The following is a 245-nucleotide window of genomic DNA, read 5'->3' as shown; positions in this document are numbered from 1 at the left end:
CTATTTTTGAAGTTAAAAGCACGTTACTATTTTCTTATGTTAATGAGAAAGGGTGACGTGCTTTTTATGAATATGCACCAAAAACAAGAGTTATCTTTATTTGCCGAGGAGCTATATCGATATATGTCTCCCGCTACACTTAATCAATTAGCTATAGAAGCAGGCGGGATGAAACGAAAACGCAAGTGCCACGGGCACCATTTCTTATCTTTGTGTGTATGGTTAAATCAACAAATCGCTACTAC

The 245-nt window shown here is 37.1% G+C and carries 1 pseudogene; it reads left to right on the top strand.

Annotation, left to right across the window (positions count from 1 at the left end):
* Positions 1-66 precede the first annotated feature (66 nt).
* Positions 67-245 (top strand): annotated as a pseudogene (locus JDS81_RS30020) (IS4 family transposase); the annotation flags it as partial.

Origin of the sequence: Bacillus cereus group sp. N31 (assembly GCF_016483245.1) — a bacterium.
Taxonomy (GTDB): Bacteria; Bacillota; Bacilli; order Bacillales; family Bacillaceae_G; genus Bacillus_A; species Bacillus_A toyonensis.
The sequence above is the reverse complement of the archived record's forward strand: the minus strand, read 5'-3'. Positions and strand labels throughout refer to the sequence as shown.